This window comes from Streptomyces sp. KLMMK (assembly GCF_036961605.1).
GTDB classification, from domain to species: Bacteria; Actinomycetota; Actinomycetes; order Streptomycetales; family Streptomycetaceae; genus Streptomyces; species Streptomyces telluris.
This window is the reverse complement of record NZ_JBAMDC010000694.1, coordinates 1-1,775: the sequence shown is the minus strand read 5'-3', so window position 1 is coordinate 1,775 and position 1,775 is coordinate 1. Positions and strand designations below refer to the sequence as shown.

Below are 1,775 nucleotides of genomic sequence, written 5' to 3'. Positions count from 1 at the left end.
ATCCGTGGACCCTTGGGTCCGTGGACCTTTAGGTCCGTGAACCTCTAGGTCCGTGGATCAGATGAGGCCGAGGGCGCGGACCGCGTCGCGCTCCTCCGCCAGCTCCTGGACCGAGGCGTCGATGCGGGCGCGGGAGAAGTCGTTGATCTCCAGGCCCTGGACGATCTCGTACTTGCCGTCCTTGCAGGTGACCGGGAAGGAGGAGATGAGGCCCTCGGGGACGCCGTAGGAGCCGTCCGACGGGATGCCCATCGAGGTCCAGTTGCCCTCGGCGGTGCCGTTGACCCAGGTGTGGACGTGGTCGACGGCGGCGTTGGCGGCCGAGGCGGCCGAGGACGCGCCACGGGCCTCGATGATCGCCGCGCCGCGCTTGGCGACGGTCGGGATGAAGGTGTCCGCGAGCCAGGCCTCGTCGTTGACGATCTCGGCAGCATTCTTACCGGCGATCTCCGCGTGGAAGATGTCCGGGTACTGGGTGGCCGAGTGGTTGCCCCAGATCGTCAGGCGCTTGATGTCGGCGACGGACGAGCCGGTCTTCTGGGCCAGCTGCGTCAGGGCGCGGTTGTGGTCCAGGCGGGTCATCGCGGTGAAGCGCTCGGCCGGGACGTCCGGCGCGGCGGCCTGGGCGATGAGGGCGTTGGTGTTGGCCGGGTTGCCCACGACGAGGACCTTGATGTCGTCCGCGGCGTGGTCGTTGATGGCCTTGCCCTGCGGCTTGAAGATGCCGCCGTTGGCCTCCAGCAGGTCACCGCGCTCCATGCCCTTGGTGCGCGGGCGGGCGCCGACCAGCAGCGCGACGTTCGCACCCGCGAAGCCGACGTTCGGGTCGTCGGTGATGTCGATGCCGCGGAGCAGCGGGAAGGCGCAGTCGTCGAGCTCCATGGCGGTGCCCTCGGCGGCCTTCAGGCCCTGCGGGATCTCCAGCAGGCGCAGCTTGACCGGCACGTCGGCGCCGAGGAGCTGACCGGAGGCGATGCGGAAGAGCAGCGCGTAGCCGATCTGGCCGGCTGCACCGGTGACGGTGACATTGACGGGAGTGCGGGTCATGGCGATCTCCTGCTGCGAACTGGGGTTGGGTGTCCCTGCCCATGAGTGAGGATCTCTCTCGGTATCAAGAGATCCGGCGTCAGGCTATCCGACCCGGCCCGCTCCGAACCCCCGCCCCCGTGTGGGACGCCTCACCGTGCCGCGCCCGGCGCCCCGGCCGCCGGGCGCTCACCCGGCCGGGGCGGAGGCGGCGCGCGCCACCGTGCACCCCTTGGGCCCCGAGGTCAGCGCCGCGCAGGCCGTGGCCTTCCCCGGTCCGGAGACCGCGACCATCGGGGTGTAGCCGTCGGCGTCGCGCACCACCTTGCCGGACTCCGAACGGGCGGGCACGCCGCCGTCCGCGGCCGCGTCTATCCGGACGGCGTCGCCCGGGGCCGCCTGCGTTATCCGCGCCCATGCCGCGCCGCACACCTGGCTGTAGCGGACCTCGACGTAGGACGTACCGACGGTCGCGGATCCGGCGGTCGTCGCCCGGCCGCCGCCGCAGCCCATGGCCTCGGGGTCTTTGCCACTGCACTCCGTGCCCGTGCACTTGACGCCGGCGGGCAGGACGACGGAGGGCGAGGCGAGCGGCGGCGCGCTGCCGGGGCCCCCGCCCGCGCCGTCGCCGACGCCCAGCAGCAGGACGACCGCCGCGACGACGAGGAGGGCGCCCACCACGCCCGTGACGAAGAGGGCCGCGCGGCGGCGGGGCGCCGGGCCGTCGACCGGGATGGCCTTCGCACGGT

At 72.7% G+C, this 1,775-nt stretch carries 2 protein-coding genes; both read right to left on the bottom strand.

Annotated features, from left to right (window positions below; all coding sequences use genetic code 11):
- Window positions 1–57: 57 nt before the first annotated feature.
- On the bottom strand, window positions 58–1,047 hold the full coding sequence (locus V7793_RS37205; RefSeq protein WP_336014117.1) for a malate dehydrogenase: 990 nt from the start codon (window positions 1,045–1,047) through the stop codon (window positions 58–60).
- A gap of 168 nt (window positions 1,048–1,215) precedes the next feature.
- Window positions 1,216–1,775 (bottom strand): DUF2690 domain-containing protein (locus V7793_RS37200; protein WP_336014115.1); only part of this gene is annotated, 560 nt, incomplete at its 5' end.

What these genes read in the sequence shown, in the direction of transcription:
- V7793_RS37205 (WP_336014117.1), bottom strand. Translation starts at nt 1,047, where the DNA reads ATGACCCGCACTCCCGTCAATGTCACCGTCACCGGTGCAGCCGGCCAG.